The 17,115-nt window shown below is 60.0% G+C and carries 15 protein-coding genes; 5 read left to right on the top strand and 10 right to left on the bottom strand.

The features are described 5' to 3' along the window. Positions 1-23: 23 nt before the first annotated feature. From KGB07_RS20290 to KGB07_RS20315, 6 genes are all read right to left on the bottom strand, one after another. A complete protein-coding gene (locus tag KGB07_RS20290) occupies positions 24-347 on the bottom strand; it encodes a DNA-binding protein (protein WP_008016808.1) in 324 nt (107 codons plus the stop codon). A gap of 4 nt (positions 348-351) precedes the next feature. Next, positions 352-687 carry a type II toxin-antitoxin system RelE/ParE family toxin gene (locus KGB07_RS20295; protein WP_046039935.1) on the bottom strand — a complete coding sequence of 112 codons (336 nt, stop codon included), beginning with the start codon at positions 685-687 and terminating at the stop codon, positions 352-354. A 56-nt stretch (positions 688-743) separates the two neighbouring features. Then, positions 744-1,469 carry a cobalt-precorrin-6A reductase gene (locus KGB07_RS20300; RefSeq protein WP_223466368.1) on the bottom strand — a complete coding sequence of 242 codons (726 nt, stop codon included), beginning with the start codon at positions 1,467-1,469 and terminating at the stop codon, positions 744-746. Beyond that, complete coding sequence (locus KGB07_RS20305; RefSeq protein ID WP_223466370.1) at positions 1,466-2,563, bottom strand: cobalt-precorrin-5B (C(1))-methyltransferase; 1,098 nt, start codon at positions 2,561-2,563, stop codon at positions 1,466-1,468. Before KGB07_RS20305 ends, KGB07_RS20300 begins: the two co-directional genes overlap by 4 nt. Next, positions 2,556-3,767 (bottom strand): precorrin-6y C5,15-methyltransferase (decarboxylating) subunit CbiE, encoded by a 1,212-nt coding sequence (gene cbiE, locus KGB07_RS20310; protein ID WP_223466372.1) that lies wholly within the window; start codon positions 3,765-3,767, stop codon positions 2,556-2,558. The genes KGB07_RS20305 and cbiE overlap by 8 nt, the downstream gene beginning before the upstream one ends. Before the next feature lie 137 nt (positions 3,768-3,904). After that, positions 3,905-4,552 carry a hypothetical protein gene (locus KGB07_RS20315; RefSeq protein ID WP_046039943.1) on the bottom strand — a complete coding sequence of 216 codons (648 nt, stop codon included), beginning with the start codon at positions 4,550-4,552 and terminating at the stop codon, positions 3,905-3,907. A gap of 299 nt (positions 4,553-4,851) precedes the next feature. On the opposite strand from KGB07_RS20315, the gene cobG reads away from it, so the two are divergent. From cobG to KGB07_RS20340, 5 genes are all read left to right on the top strand, one after another. Continuing rightward, positions 4,852-6,159 (top strand): precorrin-3B synthase, encoded by a 1,308-nt coding sequence (cobG, locus tag KGB07_RS20320; RefSeq protein WP_317850412.1) that lies wholly within the window; start codon positions 4,852-4,854, stop codon positions 6,157-6,159. After that, positions 6,152-6,778: a precorrin-8X methylmutase gene (locus tag KGB07_RS20325; protein WP_046039946.1), complete on the top strand. Its 627-nt coding sequence runs from the start codon at positions 6,152-6,154 to the stop codon at positions 6,776-6,778. The genes cobG and KGB07_RS20325 overlap by 8 nt, the downstream gene beginning before the upstream one ends. Further along, entirely contained in the window at positions 6,778-7,509 is a 732-nt protein-coding gene (locus tag KGB07_RS20330) for a precorrin-2 C(20)-methyltransferase (RefSeq protein ID WP_046039991.1), read from the top strand. The genes KGB07_RS20325 and KGB07_RS20330 overlap by 1 nt, the downstream gene beginning before the upstream one ends. Then, complete coding sequence (gene cobJ / locus KGB07_RS20335; RefSeq protein WP_223466376.1) at positions 7,509-9,218, top strand: precorrin-3B C(17)-methyltransferase; 1,710 nt, start codon at positions 7,509-7,511, stop codon at positions 9,216-9,218. The genes KGB07_RS20330 and cobJ overlap by 1 nt, the downstream gene beginning before the upstream one ends. 177 nt (positions 9,219-9,395) lie before the next feature. Beyond that, positions 9,396-10,241, top strand: a complete 846-nt coding sequence (locus KGB07_RS20340; RefSeq protein ID WP_223466378.1) for a hypothetical protein — start codon at positions 9,396-9,398, stop codon at positions 10,239-10,241. Between the two features lie 204 nt (positions 10,242-10,445). On the opposite strand, the gene KGB07_RS20345 is transcribed toward KGB07_RS20340, so the two are convergent. The 4 genes from KGB07_RS20345 to purH all read right to left on the bottom strand — a co-directional run bounded on the left by KGB07_RS20345 (position 10,446) and on the right by purH (position 17,078). Beyond that, a complete protein-coding gene (locus KGB07_RS20345) occupies positions 10,446-11,042 on the bottom strand; it encodes a MarC family protein (protein ID WP_008053960.1) in 597 nt (198 codons plus the stop codon). Positions 11,043-11,108: 66 nt separating this feature from the next. Continuing rightward, positions 11,109-13,886: a hybrid sensor histidine kinase/response regulator gene (locus tag KGB07_RS20350; protein WP_046039952.1), complete on the bottom strand. Its 2,778-nt coding sequence runs from the start codon at positions 13,884-13,886 to the stop codon at positions 11,109-11,111. A 100-nt stretch (positions 13,887-13,986) separates the two neighbouring features. Next, a complete protein-coding gene (gene purD, locus KGB07_RS20355) occupies positions 13,987-15,282 on the bottom strand; it encodes a phosphoribosylamine--glycine ligase (RefSeq protein WP_046039954.1) in 1,296 nt (431 codons plus the stop codon). A gap of 188 nt (positions 15,283-15,470) precedes the next feature. Continuing rightward, entirely contained in the window at positions 15,471-17,078 is a 1,608-nt protein-coding gene (gene purH / locus KGB07_RS20360) for a bifunctional phosphoribosylaminoimidazolecarboxamide formyltransferase/IMP cyclohydrolase (RefSeq protein WP_223466379.1), read from the bottom strand. Positions 17,079-17,115 lie beyond the last annotated feature (37 nt).

Consider the following 17,115-nt stretch of genomic DNA (forward strand, 5'->3'; position numbering starts at 1 on the left):
TGTCGCAGCACAAAGACGTCAGCTCAGTGCGCACGTACCGCATGTACTTGTATTTCTACTCCAAGCGTAGCGCGAATTACGGCGAATATTGCAGCCAGGTTGTCCATGCTTGGGTTGCCTTTGGCGGACAACATTCGATGGAGGCTTTTGCTGGGCTTTGCCGTTTCCTTTGCCAGTTCTTCAAAACCAACGGTGGCGTTGATGAGGTCGCGAAGGATGATCCGCGCCATTTCGGGTTCGCCGTTAAGAAACAGAGTAGCAGCCTCATCCAACAGTGCCTGGGCGAACTCGGGATCACGTTGGGCGCGCTCGGCAATGGTGTGTTTGTAGCTTCTGGTGAGCGCCATGACGTTATCTCCGGTGTCGTTCAGTCTTTTTTCGGGATCGAAACTCGGCTATCAGTACTTTCGCCTGCTTGATGTCAGTTTTTTGTGTGGACTTGTCACCGCCACCAAAAAGGATGATCAGGTGCTTCCCTTCTTGAACGAGATAGATTCTATAGCCCGGCCCCCAATTTATCCGGTACTCGCCGAGCCCGTCGAACCACTTGATGTTTGATGTGTTTCCTAACTCGAGGCGCAGCAACGCGGTGGATACCTTAAGCGCTGCTTGCGCATCCAAGCTGGAAAACCAGCGACCAAAGGGGCTGGTTTCGTTGTCCTGTACGTATTCTTCGAGTGTGATCACAGGCAGCCCTGACGGTAACAAATAGGTTACTTATCATGCAAGCCAATGATCCTGACCTAATGAGCGAAGACCGACAACGCGCCAAGTGTTTCCTCAGGCGTCAGGAACTCCCGATCAACCCCCGGCAACACCGGCCGCTTCAAAACAATTACCGGTACCCCACGCTCACGTGCCACTTCCAGCTTCGGCTCGGTCGCCGTGCTGCCGCTGTTTTTGCTGATCAGCACGTCGATGTTTCGCCGTTCGAACAACTCACGTTCATCGTCGATCAGGAAGGGCCCACGTGCGCCGATCACTTCGCAGCGCTCGTTGCCCGGATACACATCCAGTACGCGCAGGGTCCAGAATTGCTCCGCGGGAATTTCGTCCAGGTGTTGCAGGGGCTCGCGGCCGAGGGTGAACAGCGGTCGACGGAAGGGCTTCAGGGCGTCGATCAGTTCGGCCCAATCGCGGACTTCCCGCCAGTCATCACCCGCCTGGGCTTGCCAGGCCGGACGGCGCAGCGCCCAGCAGGGGATGCCGCTCAAGCGCGCGGCAGTCGCGGCGTTCTGGCTGATGCGGGCGGCGTAGGGGTGAGTAGCGTCGAGCAGCAGATCGATGCCTTCATCGTCAATGAATTGCGCCAGGCCTTCGGCACCGCCGTAGCCGCCGACGCGCACCTGGCATTGCAGATCGGTCGGCACCCGACCGATACCGGCCAGGCTGTAGATATGCTGCGGTCCCAGCGTGCGGGCAATGGCCATGGCCTCGGTCACGCCGCCGAGCAGCAGGATGCGCTTCATTGAAATGCTCCCGCATGGCCAACGATCCCGCCCTGGCGATCGATGGCAAAGACTTCCACCTGAACCTGTGCCGGCACCACGCTACGGGCAAAATCCAGAGCGTGCTGACAGACTGCATCACCCAGGGCGACCCCGGCCGCGGCGGCCATGGCCAGTGCCTGCTGGCTGGTGTTGGCCTCGCGGATATTCTGCTGCAACGCCGCATCGGCGCCGACCTGCGCCGCCCATAGCGCCAGTTGCGGCAGGTCGATACTCGAATGACGACTGTGCAAATCCATGTGCCCGGCCGCCAGTTTGCTGATCTTGCCGAAACCGCCACACAGGCTGAGTTTATCCACAGGTACTTTGCGCAGGTGCTTGAGCACGGCACCAACGAAGTCGCCCATTTCGATCAGGGCGATTTCCGGCAGGTTGTAGACCCGGCGCATGGTGTCTTCGCTGGCGTTGCCGGTGCAGGCGGCGATGTGCAGGTAACCGTTGGTTTTCGCCACGTCGATACCCTGGTGGATCGAGGCGATGTAGGCCGCACAGGAAAACGGCCGGACGATGCCACTGGTGCCGAGGATCGACAGGCCGCCAAGAATGCCCAGGCGCGGGTTCATGGTCTTCAGTGCCAGTGCCTCGCCGTTCTCGACATTGACCGTGACCTCGAAACCACCGCTGTAGCCGAGTTCGTCGGCCAGTCGGGCCAGGTGTTCGCTGATCATTTTGCGCGGCACCGGGTTGATTGCGGGCTCGCCGACACCCAGCACCAGCCCGGGCCGGGTCACGGTACCGACGCCGCAACCGGCCTTGAAGCGCGTCCCCGGTTCGGCGCTCAGGCGCACCTGGGAGTAGAGCAGGGCTCCGTGGGTCACGTCCGGATCGTCACCGGCGTCCTTGAGGGTTCCCGCTTCGGCGCCGTCCTCTGTGAGGCGGCAAAACTCCAGACGCATCTGTACCTGTTTGCCCTTGGGCAACACGATTTCCACCGCATCGGTCGATGTTCCATCCAGCAGCAGACGCGCGGCGGCGAGGCTGGTGGCCGTGGCGCAACTGCCGGTGGTCAGGCCACTGCGCAGGGGGGCAGGTTGTTCGGCGGTTTCGTCACGCATCGAAGGGTTTCGTCACTTCCAGCAAGGTAATCGGCAAGGCCTGGCGCCAGGTGTCGAAGTCGCCCAGCGGTTGTGCTTGCGCGATATGAATTCGTGTCAGCTCCCCACCGTGTTGCTCGCGCCAGGCCATCAGGGTCATTTCACTTTGCAGGGTGACTGCGTTGGCGATCAGCCGGCCACCGGGTTTGAGTTCGGCCCAGCAGGTATCGAGCACGCCCTCGCGGGTGACACCGCCGCCGATGAAAATCGCATCCGGCCGCTCGAGTCCCGCCAATGCCTGCGGCGCGCTGCCGCGAACCAGCTGCAGGCCGGGTACGCCAAGGGCATCGCTGTTGTGTTCGATCAACGCTTGCCGGCCCGCATCTGCCTCGATGGCCAGTGCGCGGCAAGCGGGGTGGGCGCGCATCCATTCGATGCCGATCGAGCCGCTGCCGGCACCGACGTCCCACAACAGTTCGCCGGGGATCGGGGCCAGGCGCGCGAGGGTGATGGCGCGCACATCGCGTTTGGTCAGTTGGCCGTCGTGCTTGAAGGCGGAGTCCGGCAGGCCGGCCAGTCGCGACAGACGCAGCGTGTTTGGCTCGGCGATGCACTCGATGGCGATCAGGTTCAGGTCGGCGATCACAGGGTCGATCCAGTCATTGGCGATGCCGTCGATACGCCGCTCTGCTTCACCGCCCAAATGTTCGAGCACAGTCATCCGGCTCGGACCGAAACCACGTTCGCGCAGCAGTGCGGCGATGGCGGCGGGGCTGCTGCCGTCGTTACTCAACACCAGCAAGCGCACGCCACTGGACCATTGCGCATTGAGTGCGACGACGGGGCGGGCAACCACCGACAACGTGACCACTTCCTGCAACGGCCAACCCATACGCGCTGCGGCGAGCGAGCAGGAAGAGGGAGCGGGCAGAATAAGCATTTCATCGCTGGATAAATGTCGGGAGAGACTGGCACCCACCCCGAAAAACATCGGATCACCGCTGGCCAGGACGCAAACGGGTTCTCCCTGTTTCGTCAAAACCGGTTCAAGGGCAAAAGGACTGGGCCACAATTGCCGTACACCGCGGATGCAGGCTGGCAACAAGTCCAGCTGCCGTTGACCGCCAATGATCCGGGTAGCGTTCAGCAGAGCGTGTCGGGCATTTTTGCCAAGCCCCTTGAAGCCTTCTTCTCCAATGCCTACCACTGTCAGCCAGGGGGTCATGCCGTTCCTCTTCTATCAATCGAAGCCAAATCATCACGCTGCCGGTCTGTGTCGACCTGGCGGTTGTGCATCATAGCGCGGTGTGGATTGAATTCGCCTGTCGCCAGTGTCTGTAAAGGTGGTCGGGGCTTATCCCGTTAATGGTTCTTTTTCAGGTCGAATCTCTTCATTATGATTTCGAGCCGCTTGCGTTCCATGAGCGGCCTTTTGCTTTCGAGTATGTTTTTGTCCAGTTTAAGATAAGCGCGTTGCTGGATGATTTTTGCAGCGTGGTCTTCCATGTTAAAAAATAGAAAGCCACTTTTTTTGATCGTGGTAACTAATTCAAGATTAAAGACTGCGATTTCAAGAAACCCCTTTGAATCGTAGCGTGTGGGTATTACTTGAAAGCGCTCTCCCAGGGAACTTTGTTGGTCCAGTGAATAAAGCGCCGGCTGGTTGGGTTTCAGTGCGTCGAGCGTGTCAATCATGGCGTTCCCTTGCCGGCGATCCGGCATGGTTTGAGCGCTTTGCACCAGAAACTCGGCAATGCTTTTCGAAACAGAGTGTTGAGTGCGGGTGAAGATGGCATCCTGATAGACAGACCAGCCGAAGAAATTCAACGTCGTAACGTATTCATTCAGCCACGTTGTCGAGTCGGCGAAGCGACTGCCGACCATGTCAGCGGACTGGGTGGCTATCTGTGTGCAATGGGTGAAGTCGTCGTAATCTTGCAGCGAAAGTTCTTCGGTGCACGAAATAAGATTGTGGGCAGTCAGTATTCCATTCGGTTTTTCAATGTTCATTTTTTTCCTTTGATATAGATGATTTTTTGCTGTTGTTTTTCTTCGGGTCGCGGTGAAAAGTACAAGAGTTGGTGTGTGGTTTAAATAAGTCTGGTTGGTTGAATTGATTCTTGCTGTTAGCGTTTTCGCTGAGTGTTCAATTAGAACTTGCGATGGCGGTCCACGCTTGAAGCGAAAAGCCTGGGCCCGGGATCACGCGCTTTTCGTCGTCAACCTGCCAGGGTTTTTCATCCGGCCGGACAAAGCAGGCATAATGCTGTCCTTCGTCTTGTACCGGTCGTCCTGTGAAGTCACGTCAGATACCCAACCGCTTGCGCCCTTCCGCCTGTCCCGGGTTGTTGCGTGTCGTCCAGGCATTGGACGGTGGTATTTGCCGGATCAAACTCGACGGTGGTGCCATCGGTGCGCACCAGGCAATCGCTGTGGCCGATGTCGCCGAGCGATATGCCAGCGGAGCGATCGAGGCGACCAACCGGGCCAACCTGCAGATCCGCGGCATTGGCAACGAGCAAGCGGCGTTGATCGACAGCCTGCTGGCTGCCGATCTGGGGCCGCGCACGGCGGCTGGCGACGATGTGCGCAACCTGATGCTCAGCCCCGGCGCCGGGATCGATCGGCGCATGCTGTTCGACACTCGCCCGCTGGCCGGGCAGATCCTCGCCACACTGCAAAGCCACGAAGCCTTCTACGACCTCAGTGCCAAGTTCGCTGTGCAACTTGATGGCGGCGAAGACCTGGCGATGCTCGAACATCCCCATGACCTGTGGCTCTCGGCGTTTGAGCAAGACGGCGAACAACGGCTGGCGTTCGGTCTGGCGGGATGCCCGACGGACAGCCCCGCCGGTTCGGTTGCGCTGGCTGACGGGCACACACTGGTGGTCGCGGTTCTTGAGTTGTTCCTTGAACTGGCGCGCCCCGAGCAGGCGCGAATGCGCCATTTGCTGGCCGAGTACCCGATAGAGGACGTTCTGCTTCGGCTGGCCGAGCGAGTGCCGCTGCGAGCCGTTGTCGGTTGGCAGCGGGTTTCGGGCTTCAGTGATTTGCACCTGGGTGCCCATCCCCAGGCCGAGTCCGGTGTTGTCTATGTTGGGGCTGTGCCGCCGCTGGGGCGGCTCGATCCGGCGATGCTGCGGGGGGCGGCACAGCTTGCATGCGAGTTTGGTGATTCCAGCCTGCGCTTCACGCCCTGGCAAAGCCTGCTGCTGCCCAATGTCCGCATGGACAATGCCGCCGAAGTCATGGGGCGTTTGCAACGCTTGGGCTTGTCCTGTGAAGCCGGTCAGCCATTGTCCAGGTTGATCGCCTGCACCGGTTCCAGCGGTTGCGCCAAGGGGTTGGCCGAGACCAAGGGCGATGCCCTGCAACTGGCCGCGCTGCTGCACAGCCATGGACCGGCACTGAACATGCACCTGAGCGGTTGCCCGCGCTCCTGCGCCGTCGCGCATACGGCGCCCGTCACATTACTGGCCGTCGCCCACGGTCACTACGATCTCTATTTTCGCGATGCAGCGCAGCCGGGTTTCGGCGCGCTGCACGCACGCAACCTTACTATTGAAGCGGTCGCGGCCCTGCTCGACGCCCGCTCACGGAGCCCCCTTGATGCTTGATTACATCCGCGATGGTCAGGAGATCTATCGCAACTCCTTCGCGATCATTCGCGCCGAGGCCAACCTCGAGCGAATCCCGGCCGATCTGGAGAAACTCGCGGTCCGTGTCATTCACGCCTGCGGTATGGTCGAGGCCATCGACGGCCTGCAGTTTTCCGCAGGGGCGGGCAAGGCCGGGCGTGATGCGCTGGCGGCCGGCGCGCCGATTTTGTGCGATGCGCGGATGGTCTCAGAAGGCGTGACCCGCGCGCGGTTGCCGGCGAACAATCCGGTGATCTGTACCCTGCGCGACGAGAGTGTTCCGGAACTGGCCCGTGAATTGGGTAACACCCGCTCAGCCGCTGCGCTGGAACTGTGGCGTCCGCACCTGGAAGGCAGCGTGGTAGTCATCGGCAACGCCCCGACGGCACTGTTTTACTTGCTGGAAATGCTCGACGCCGGTGCACCGAAACCGGCGCTGATCCTTGGCTTCCCGGTGGGCTTCGTCGGTGCCGCCGAATCCAAGGCCGCGCTGGCAGCCGACAGTCGTGGCGTGCCTTTTGTCATCATGCAGGGTCGCCTGGGCGGTAGCGCCATGGCCGCCGCCGCCGTCAATGCCCTCGCCACGGAGATCGAATGATGCAGCAACCTGGACGTTTGATCGGCCTCGGCGTCGGCCCTGGTGATCCGGAACTGATTACCGTCAAGGCCCTGCGCTTGCTGCGCGAATCGCCGGTAGTGGCGTACTTCGTGGCCAAGGGCAAGAAAGGCAACGCCTTCGGCATCATCGAGGCGCATCTGCAGGATGCACAGAATCTGTTGCCGCTGGTGTACCCGGTGACCACCGAAGCGTTGCCGGCACCGTTGTCCTACGAACAAGTGATCAGCGACTTCTACGATGACGCCGCCGACGAACTGGCGACGCATCTCGATGCCGGTCGCGACGTGGCGGTGATCTGCGAAGGCGATCCGTTCTTCTACGGCTCCTACATGTACTTGCACGACCGGCTCGCCGAACGTTATCAGGCTGAAGTCGTGCCCGGTGTGTGCTCGATGCTCGGCGGGGCCTCGGTGCTCGGTGCGCCGCTGGTGTATCGCAATCAGAGTCTGTCGGTGTTGTCCGGTGTGCTGCCGCACGACGAACTCAAGCGTCGCCTGGCCGATGCCGATGCGGCGGTGATCATGAAACTGGGGCGCAACTTTCCCAAGGTTCGCCAGGTACTGGAAGAACTCGGCCTGGCCGAGCGCGCTTTGTACGTCGAGCGCGCGACCATGGCCAATCAGAAGATCGTGCCGCTGGATCAGGTCGAGCCGATGTCCTCGCCGTATTTCTCGTTGATCATCGTTCCCGGCGAAAGGTGGCAAGGCTGATGACCCGTCCAGTTCCGGCGATTGTCATTCTTGGCAATGGCAGCCTCGCTACCGCACGCAGCATTCAGCAGGTGTATCCCGACGCCCTGATCCACGGCCTGGCCGAACGGGTCGAAGGCGCGGATCGGGTCTATCACGAATTCGGTGCGACCCTGCGCGAGCTCTATCAACAGGGTGCACCGATCATTGCCCTGTGCGCGGCCGGGATCGTGATCCGCACGCTGGCGCCCTTGCTGCTGGAAAAAGGCGCCGAACCACCGGTATTGGCAGTGGCCGAAGACGGCAGCGCCGTGGTTCCACTGTTGGGTGGTCTTGGCGGAGTAAACGTGATGGCGCGGGAGATTGCCGCCACGCTGGAAGTCGCGGCGGCGATCACCACCAGCGGCGAGTTGCGTTTCGGCACGTGCCTGCTCAACCCGCCCAGTGGTTATGCCCTTGGCGACCTGGAACTGGGCAAGCGTTTCGTTTCCGATCTGCTCGCCGGCGAAACGGTGCGTATTGAGGGTGAGGCCCCGTGGTTGGCGCAGGCGCAATTGCCCGAAGACGCGCTGGCCCGACTGGCGGTGCATGTCGGTCATGCCGAACGGGCACCTGCGGCCAACGAATTGTTGATCTACCCGCGCAATGTGGTGGTCGCCGTGGACGCTGGCCTGGTGAACGTCGCAGAGGCGGTGCGCGAGGCGTTGCATCAGGTAAGAATTGCCGTGCAGTCGCTGGCCTGCCTGTTGGCCGCCGATACCGAAATGGCCAATCCGGCGTTGCGTGAGGCAGCACTTGAACTGGGCGTGCCGTTGCGCTTTGCCCACGCAGGGAAGGTACTTGGCGAACGTCTGCGTACTGCCATGGGTCGGCCCGTTTCCATGCTTGGTAACGACACTGTTGCCATTGCAGTCGCAGACCAGCCGCTGGACCCGTTGCAGATCGGCCGCCCGCGTGGACGGCTGGCGGTGATCGGCCTCGGGCCGGGGGCCGCCGAACTGATGGTGCCGGCCGTGAAGGCTGAACTGGCCCGCGCCAACGATGTATTGGGCTACGAAACCTACGTGCGCATGGCCGGGCCGTTTCGCGACGATCAGGTGCTGCATTGCACCGACAACCGCGAAGAGATGCAGCGCGCCCGTCACGCTTTCGAGTTGGCGGCCCAAGGGCGTTCGGTGGTGGTGGTTTCTTCAGGTGATCCGGGTGTTTTCGCCATGGCCGCGGCGGTGCTTGAGGCGCTGCACGAGTCCACCGACGTCCATTGGCACAACGTCGATCTCGAGATTTTGCCGGGGGTTTCCGCCTCGCTGGCGACGGCCGCCCAGGCTGGTGCGCCGCTGGGTCATGACTTCTGTGTGCTGTCGCTGTCGGATAACCTCAAGCCCTGGTCGATCATTGAAAAACGTCTGGATCTGGCAGCGCAAGCTGATCTGGCAATGGCGTTCTACAATCCGATCTCGCGTTCCCGACCTTGGCAATTGGGGCGTGCGCTGGAGATCGTCGCTCAGCATCGCGCACCTGAAACGCCAGTTGTGCTAGGGCGTGATGTCGGACGCCCGGGGCAGACACTACGCGTGACGACGCTTTCTCAATTGACTCCAGACCAGGTCGACATGCGGACCATGGTGTTGATTGGTTCATCCACGACTCGCGTGTTTCATCGCTCCCAAGGAATGCCGTGGGTTTATACGCCGCGTAGTTATGGTGATAAATTAAGCGATATTAACTAATTTAATATCACTGTTTGGTGCAGTGTTGTTCGGGCTGAGCGGCTCGACAACTGCTGCATGGTTGATGGGTGCTTACATATGTCGACATTCAATCGGGTTTGATAGCAGAGTTGGGGTGATTTAGATTCGTTTTGTCTCTGCAGGAGACTTAAACGAATTTAAAAGGAGTAGTTCGATATGGAAATCGTAGAAGGTTTTGTCACTCATAAACAATGCACCGATATTGGGAAGGCGCGTCTTGCCAGGTCAAAGGCGTTGTTGAACAGTGCTCCTCGTGCAAAAGCGTTAATGTCGACCACTGCGTCGAGTTCACCCAAGGCATTGAACGATTCGAGTCCTACCAAGGAATTGGATGCTTTGGTTTTGGGTAATACGCTCATTGGTTATGGCGATAATATTTCGCTTGAAAATATGACGATTATCGAAAACCTCATAAAGTTTTCGAAGTTGGAGGCCGATCGCGAGACTAAAGACAGTCATAGCCCCGCCGCCTGGCACCGAGCCTTTCTCCAGTGCATGGAGGATATGGGGTGTTCTGTTCCCATCAACGCGAGTATCGAATACAAAAAAAGGTCTGGTAGCGGGACAATGAAAAATGTTGTCACCTCTATTATCCAGGCGGGCGTTGAAGCGGCAAAAGCTGCCATTCCCGGTGCGACCGTGCTAAGTGCCGTCGCCGACAGCACATTGTCAGCATTGGAAAAAGAGCCTGAAACAATCAAGGTTTTCAACTATGAAGTTACCAAGGCCAAGGGTATAAAGCTGGCCTTGCTGCCTTGCGAGCAAACGAAAAACGGATTGGTTATGGTTTCGTTTTCATCCGTTAATCATGTCGGAGATCAAGTGGGTGGTGGGGTTTTGTTTTTGGATTTGAAAATTGCAAGTCTCGATATTTACCAGGGCTCCAACTTTCTCGCCTTTAATCCTGCTGCTTACGCTGAAGTAAAAGATGATGTCGAATTTATCCTGGCGCAGAATCGGAAAGAAGTGTTGGCTAAAAGATTTGTGCGTCGCAGGCAGTGAGCTCAATCAAGCCGGTTCAGAGGCTGATAGTCTTTGGTCTGTTTGAAATCTGTAGGGGTGTAGAAGGGGAAGGGTTAACCGGTTTGAATCAATGGTTGCGAGGAGTACGAAGCAGGCGCCGTGCAGCGGTGAGGCACACGGCGACACCCTGGATGCTTCGAGTCCGCTAGCCCCACGATTTGCCAGAACCGGAGTGCTTTATGTTCAAGGCACCAGATAACCCTTCACCCCGGTGAAGATGATCTGCGCCGCCAGTGCGCACACGAACAACCCCATCAATCGGCTGACGATCTGTAGCCCCTGGTCGCCGAGAATGCGCTCGATGCGGCCGGACAAAAACAGCACCACGCCCACGGTAAAACTGGCCAAGGCAATGCTGACAATGGCCGTGAGCTTGTCGTCCCAGTGCGGCTGGCTCACGCCCATCACTAGCAAGGCGCCGATCGTACCGGGACCGACTGTCAGCGGGATGGTCAGCGGAACGATGGTGACATCCTGCTGCACGTTGTCGGTCTGTACCGCCGATTTGCCTTGTGCCATGCCCAGCGCCGAGATGAACAGCACACTGCCGGCGCCAATGCGGAATGCGTCCACGGTAATGCCGAACACGCTGAAAATCACCCGGCCGAACAAGTACAGCAGAACGCTGGAGACCAGGGTGGCGACCGCTACTTTCCAGGCCAGTCGACGCTGTTCCTTGCGCGAATAACCACGGGTCAGGCTGATGAAACAGGACAACACGAAGAATGGGCTATAGAGCACCAGCATCTTCAGATAAACGCTGAACAACACATGGAGCATGGTGCCGGGCTCACTGGCGAGGGAAGTCGAGGGGGGAGTCTATCAGGGGTTGCGAAGTCTGTCGGCTCAGGACGTTTGGGTTGTCGTGCGATTCTGCTGGTCACGCTGGGCAACCCAGTGCTCGATCAGTTCGCGCAACTGCGACAGTTCCACCGGCTTGGCCATGTGTCCGTCCATGCCAGCCTGGCGCGCACGCTCTTTGTGTTCGGCAAGGATATGGGCGGTCAACGCCACCACAGGGGTGCGAACCCGCTGGTTGCCGACTTCCCAGGCGCGCAATTGCTGGGTGGCCGAGAAGCCGTCGAGGATCGGCATTTCGCAGTCCATCAGCACCAGGTCGTAACGCTGGGCTTTCATCGCCTGCAGGGCTTCTTCGCCGTTGCAGGCGGTATCCGGTTGCAGATTGAGCTTGCTCAGCATGCCGCGGATCACCTTGGTCGAGATGCTGTTGTCTTCAGCCACCAGAATGCGGAAGTCGCAGGGGACCTTGATCGGCAAAGCCGGGCCGCTTGGTACGGGCTGGGTCGCGACGAGCCCTTTGTTGCGCTGGGTCAGTTCGTCGGCCAGGGTAGTCTTGAGGGTGTAGCCGGCCACCGGCTTGGCGAGGATGCGCTTGATCCCGGAGTTGCGCGCGATGATCTTGCTCGGTGCGTTGCTGATGCCGGTGAGCATGATCAGCAGGATGTCATGGTTCAGGCTCGGGTCTTCCTTGATCTTGGCCGCCAGTTGCATGCCGGTCATGCCTGGCATGTTCTGGTCCAGCAGGACCACATCGAAGTAATCGCGCAAATGAGCCTTGGTGCGCAGCAGGGCCAGCGCTTCCTTGCCGGAAGACGCGGCGCTGACGTTCAGGCCCCAGGCGCTGCATTGCTGCACCAGCACCTTGCGACAGGTGTCATTGTCGTCCACCACCAATACCCGCGCACCCTGCAGTGGGCCGTCGAGGTCGGAGGTCGGGTGTTCGAGGCGATCCGGGTCCAGCGGCAGGGTCAGCCACAGGGTGCTGCCCTGGTTGTTGCCGCTCTTGATTCCGAATTCACCCTGCATCAAGCGGATCAGCTGGCGGGCAATCACCAGCCCCAGGTTGCCGCCCAACTGGGTGGCCGAAAGAAAATGCCGGCTGTGCAGTTCGGTGTGCATCAGGGCGTCGCGTTCTTCGGCGTCCATGGGCTCGCCGCTGTCCTGCACGGCGATGCGCAGGCGTGGTTTGGTGTTGCGCTCGTCGAGCGCCACGACGATCAGGATTTCACCTTCATCGGTTTTTTTCAGGGCGTTTTCAAGCAGGCTCAACAGCGTCTGGCGCAAGCGTGTAGGGTCACCGCTGATCACCCGCGGCACTTGCGGCTGGATGAAGCTGATCAACTCGACGTTTTGCTGCTCGGCCTTGGCGCGGAAGATGCTCAGGCAGTCTTCGATCAGCGCGTTGAGGTCGAACTGCACATCGTCCAGCTCGATCTGTCCGGACTCGAGTTTGGAAATGTCGAGAATTTCGTTGATCAGTGTCAGCAGTTCGTTGCCGGCGCTGTGGATCGTCTGCACATAGTCGCGTTGCTTGACCGATAGCGGCGTGCCCAGCAGCAGCTCGGTCATGCCGAGGACGCCGTTCATCGGGGTGCGGATCTCATGGCTGATCTTCGCCAGGAACTCGGCCTTGGCGTTGATCTCGGCGTTGCTGGCCGCCAGGTCACGGCTGATGCTGAAGCGGTCTTCGGTGATGCGGCGCTGGCGCTCGCTCAACGCAATGCTCATCAACAGGCCGCTGATGCAGATGAACGCCAGCAATGTGGTGATCAGGCCATGGGGTTCGATCAGGGTCAGCCCCAACAGCGCGGGCAGGATGACCAGTGTCCCAAGATTGAACACCACCATGGCCGCCACGAAGAAGCGAGCCGGGCGATAACCTTTTTGCCAGTGATAGGCGCTGATGAACAGCATGGTCAGGCCAGCCAGGGCTACCAGGCCGTAGGTAATGAAGTTCAGCGGCAAGGTATTGACGAACAGCAGCATCAGCCCGCAGGCGGTGATGAGCAGGACCTCGCCAAGCAGCAACCGGTTCAGCGGATGCGGCCCGAGCGGGGCGAAGAAGCGATAGGCAAGCATCAGGCCGCAGGGCGCAGTCATTATCAATGCCAGGTAAGCCCCCGGCGTTTGCAGTGCATGCCAGTCCGGAAGCCAGGGGCCGGCGAGGTTCAGCAACAACAGCAGGCTGAGCATCAACAACCCTTCGCACGTCGCTAACCAGAGGGCGCTGCGCGAGCGGGTGTAGGTGTAGCGGATGAGGTTGTGCAGGATCAGCATGGCGATGCAACCGAACAACAGGCCATAGACCAGCGTCTGGTTCTGGTTGGCGGCCGAGATGATCGCCGATTGCAGGGTGATATAGGGCCGTAACTGGTGGTCGGAGGCCAGTCGCAGGTATACGTCGAGAGGGTTGTCGCTTTGCGGCAGGGCCAGCATGAAGTCGCTACTGGGCAATGGTCGCTCGGATTGGGGGCGTTCGTTGCCCGTGCTGGATTGATCGATCAGCGTGTCGCCGTCCAGTACGTACATGTTGAACTGACGCAGGTCAGGCGCGAACACCCGCAGCAATTGTTCGTGTTTGCCCGGTGCAAGCCTGAATCGCAACCATAGCGCGCCATCGGGTTCGGCTGCGGTAATGCGGTCGAGTTCTATGGGGCTGAATTGATTGGTGTAGCGTGCGGAGCGGATGTCGCTCAGTTGCAGATCGCCCTGTTCGTCGAGCAATACCGCCCAGCCACTGCCTTGCGCGGCCTGGGCCGGTAGCATGCAGAGCAAGGTCAGCAACGTGACGGTCAAGCTTATGGCAATCCTGAGCCAGCGCACGGCGAAATCCCTTCGTTAGGTTGATGCCAGAATATAACGATGCGCGGCGCCGGAATAGCCAGGCAATAAACGGTGTTCATTGCCTGGCGCGGTGTTTACCTTATTCCTGGTTTTCGCCACGCTCGCGGGCAATGGCGCGGTAGCCAATGTCCTTGCGATAGAAACAGCCTTCCCAATCAATCGAAGCCGCCAGCTTGTAGGCTTGTTGTTGTGCAGCGTCGACGCTGGCACCCATGGCCGTGGCGCAAAGCACCCGACCACCGGCCGTTACGACTTGACCGTCATTGAGCGCAGTACCGGCGTGGAAGACTTTGCCTTCCAGTGCGGCGGCTGCATCCAGCCCCTTGATGGCCACGCCTTTGGCGTAGTCACCAGGATAGCCGCCAGCGGCCAGGACGATGCCGACGCTCGGGCGTGGATCCCATTGTGCTTCTACTTTGTCCAGCGCCTGGGCCAGGGCGGCCTCGACCAGCAGCACCAGGCTCGACTGCAGGCGCAGCATCACCGGTTGGGTCTCAGGGTCGCCGAAGCGGCAGTTGAATTCGATGACTTTTGGGTTACCAGCCTTGTCGATCATCAGACCGGCGTACAGGAAACCAGTGTAGACGTTGCCTTCCTCGGCCATGCCGCGCACGGTCGGCCAGATCACCAGGTCCATGACGCGCTTGTGCACTTCGGCGGTGACCACTGGCGCCGGGGAGTAAGCACCCATGCCACCGGTGTTTGGACCGGTGTCGCCGTCACCGACGCGTTTGTGATCCTGGCTGGTGGCCATCGGCAGTACGTTCTTGCCGTCGACCATGACGATGAAACTGGCTTCTTCGCCGTCCAGGAACTCTTCGATGACCACGCGCGAACCCGCATCGCCAAAGGCATTGCCCGCCAGCATGTCACGCACGGCGTCTTCGGCTTCGGCCAGGGTCATGGCGACGATCACGCCTTTACCGGCGGCCAGGCCATCGGCCTTGATCACGATCGGAGCGCCTTTTTCACGCAGATAAGCCAGGGCCGGCTCGATCTCGGTGAAGTTCTGGTAGTCGGCAGTCGGGATCTTGTGGCGAGCCAGGAAGTCCTTGGTGAAGGCTTTGGAACCTTCCAGCTGCGCAGCGCCAGCGGTCGGACCGAAGCAATCCAGGCCGCGGCTGCGGAACAGGTCCACAACACCGGCAACCAGTGGCACTTCAGGGCCAACGATGGTCAGGGAAACGTTTTTCTCGGCAAAGTCTGCCAGTTGCTCAAGCGCCAGTACGTCGATGGCGACGTTCTCGCACTTGGCTTCGATGGCGGTACCGGCGTTGCCCGGAGCTACGAAAACCTTCTGCACGCGCGGATCCTGAGCCACTTTCCAGGCCAGTGCGTGTTCACGGCCACCGCTGCCAATGATCAAAACATTCATTTCAAAAACCTCGGATGACGCTAATTCTGTTTAGGACCCAAAGCGCTTCACGCCCTGGGAGGTTGCAATGACGCCGGTAGATGCAAAGCGGAGCCCACCTCGATGAGCGGAGTTGCCTTCTGGCAATGAGCATCATCGAGGTGGGCTCCAACGCAGCAGATGCCGGCGTCAGTGCGACCGTTGCCGTATTAGTGACGGAAGTGGCGCATGCCGGTGAATACCATCGCGATGCCGGCTTCGTCGGCAGCAGCAATCACTTCGGCATCACGCATCGAGCCGCCTGGTTGGATCACGGCAGTCACGCCCGCCTTGGCCGCATTGTCCAGACCGTCGCGGAACGGGAAGAAAGCGTCGGAAGCCATCACCGAACCGGCTACCTGCAGGCCAGCGTGCTCAGCCTTGATGGCCGCAATACGTGCCGAGTTCACGCGGCTCATCTGGCCGGCGCCGACACCGATGGTCTGGCGATTCTTGGCGTAGACGATGGCGTTGGACTTGACGTACTTGGCAACTTTCCAGGCAAAGATCAGGTCGTGGATTTCTTGCTCGCTCGGTGCGCGCTTGGTCACTACTTTCAGGTCGTCGGCGCCGATCATGCCGATGTCGCGGCTCTGTACCAGCAGGCCACCGTTAACGCGCTTGTAGTCCCAGGCAGCAGCGCGGTCAGCCGACCACTCGCCGCAGGCCAGCAGGCGTACGTTGGCTTTGGCAGCGACGATGGCGCGGGCCTCTTCGCTGACCGACGGAGCGATGATCACTTCGACGAACTGACGCTCGACGATGGCCTTGGCGGTCTCAGCGTCCAGTTCGCGGTTGAAGGCGATGATGCCGCCGAATGCCGATTCGGTGTCGGTGGCGTAGGCCAGGTCGTAGGCCTTGCGGATGCCGCCTTCGGCATCAGGGCTGACAGCCACGCCGCACGGGTTGGCGTGCTTGACGATTACGCAAGCCGGCTTGACGAAGCTCTTCACGCATTCCAGCGCGGCGTCGGTGTCGGCCACGTTGTTGTACGACAGTTCCTTGCCTTGCAGCTGGGTCGCGGTGGCGATGCCGACTTCGGCAGGCTTGGCTTCAACATAGAACGCCGCGCTCTGGTGCGGGTTCTCGCCGTAGCGCATTTCCTGGGCCTTGATGAACTGGCTGTTGAAGGTGCGCGGGAACTCGCTGCGGCCTTCGGTGCTCAGGGTTTCAGCCGTCTGGTTCACGGTGCCCATGTAGTTGGCGATCATGCCGTCGTAGGCGGCAGTGTGTTCGAAGGCCTTGAGCATCAGGTCGAAACGCTGGGCGTAGGTCAGGCCGCCGGCTTTCAGGTTTTCCAGTACGTTGGCGTAATCGCCGGCGTTCACCACGATCGCTACGTCTTTATGGTTTTTCGCTGCCGAACGAACCATGGTCGGGCCACCGATGTCGATGTTCTCGATGGCGGTCGGCAGGTCGCAGCCTGGCTTGTTGATGGTGGCTTCGAACGGGTACAGGTTGACCGCTACCAGGTCGATCGGCCTGATGCCGTGCTCGTTCATGATGGCGTCGTCGATACCGCGACGACCGAGGATCCCACCGTGGATTTTCGGGTGCAGGGTCTTCACCCGGCCGTCCATCATTTCGGCAAAGCCTGTGTAATCCGCGACTTCCACTGCGGCAACGCCGTTGTCCTGCAGCAGCTTGAACGTCCCACCGGTGGAGAGGATCTCGACGCCCAGGGCTTCAAGCTCCTTGGCGAATTCGAGGATCCCGGTCTTGTCGGAAACGCTGATCAAGGCGCGGCGGATCGGCAGGCGGGTAGTCTGGTCGGTCATCTCAATTTCCATCAAAAGCAAAGGAAGTCAGCAAAAA

It is taken from the genome of Pseudomonas sp. GL-RE-26 (genome assembly GCF_019956275.1).
Classification (GTDB): Bacteria; Pseudomonadota; Gammaproteobacteria; order Pseudomonadales; family Pseudomonadaceae; genus Aquipseudomonas; species Aquipseudomonas grandcourensis.

What these genes read in the sequence shown, in the direction of transcription:
- cobJ (WP_223466376.1), top strand. Translation starts at nt 7,509, where the DNA reads ATGACCCGTCCAGTTCCGGCGATTGTCATTCTTGGCAATGGCAGCCTC.
- cbiE (WP_223466372.1), bottom strand. Translation starts at nt 3,767, where the DNA reads ATGACCCCCTGGCTGACAGTGGTAGGCATTGGAGAAGAAGGCTTCAAG.
- KGB07_RS20315 (WP_046039943.1), bottom strand. Translation starts at nt 4,552, where the DNA reads ATGAACATTGAAAAACCGAATGGAATACTGACTGCCCACAATCTTATT.
- purD (WP_046039954.1), bottom strand. Translation starts at nt 15,282, where the DNA reads ATGAATGTTTTGATCATTGGCAGCGGTGGCCGTGAACACGCACTGGCC.
- KGB07_RS20345 (WP_008053960.1), bottom strand. Translation starts at nt 11,042, where the DNA reads ATGCTCCATGTGTTGTTCAGCGTTTATCTGAAGATGCTGGTGCTCTAT.
- KGB07_RS20340 (WP_223466378.1), top strand. Translation starts at nt 9,396, where the DNA reads ATGGAAATCGTAGAAGGTTTTGTCACTCATAAACAATGCACCGATATT.
- KGB07_RS20325 (WP_046039946.1), top strand. Translation starts at nt 6,152, where the DNA reads ATGCTTGATTACATCCGCGATGGTCAGGAGATCTATCGCAACTCCTTC.
- KGB07_RS20300 (WP_223466368.1), bottom strand. Translation starts at nt 1,469, where the DNA reads ATGAAGCGCATCCTGCTGCTCGGCGGCGTGACCGAGGCCATGGCCATT.
- KGB07_RS20330 (WP_046039991.1), top strand. Translation starts at nt 6,778, where the DNA reads ATGCAGCAACCTGGACGTTTGATCGGCCTCGGCGTCGGCCCTGGTGAT.
- KGB07_RS20290 (WP_008016808.1), bottom strand. Translation starts at nt 347, where the DNA reads ATGGCGCTCACCAGAAGCTACAAACACACCATTGCCGAGCGCGCCCAA.
- purH (WP_223466379.1), bottom strand. Translation starts at nt 17,078, where the DNA reads ATGACCGACCAGACTACCCGCCTGCCGATCCGCCGCGCCTTGATCAGC.
- KGB07_RS20305 (WP_223466370.1), bottom strand. Translation starts at nt 2,563, where the DNA reads ATGCGTGACGAAACCGCCGAACAACCTGCCCCCCTGCGCAGTGGCCTG.